Source organism: Rahnella sp. PAMC25617 (genome assembly GCF_050606005.1).
In the GTDB taxonomy this organism is placed as follows: domain Bacteria; phylum Pseudomonadota; class Gammaproteobacteria; order Enterobacterales; family Enterobacteriaceae; genus Rahnella; species Rahnella variigena.
In genome coordinates this window covers 1-202 of sequence record NZ_JBOCUM010000058.1, presented here as the reverse complement: position 1 = coordinate 202, position 202 = coordinate 1, and the positions used below count along the sequence as shown (strand labels likewise).

The following is a 202-nucleotide window of genomic DNA, read 5'->3' as shown; positions in this document are numbered from 1 at the left end:
CGAGATTGGTTCGTATGGCGTAGTGTGTTGAGAAATCATGGCATGATGCGGTATGGATGAAACAGAATTTGCCTGGCGGCAGTAGCGCGGTGGTCCCACCTGACCCCATGCCGAACTCAGAAGTGAAACGCCGTAGCGCCGATGGTAGTGTGGGGTCTCCCCATGCGAGAGTAGGGAACTGCCAGGCATCAAATTAGTAAAG

General features: G+C 54.0%; 1 rRNA gene. It reads left to right on the top strand.

Annotation, left to right across the window (positions count from 1 at the left end):
* Positions 1-71 precede the first annotated feature (71 nt).
* Positions 72-187 (top strand): 5S ribosomal RNA (rrf, locus tag ACM615_RS23915).
* Positions 188-202 lie beyond the last annotated feature (15 nt).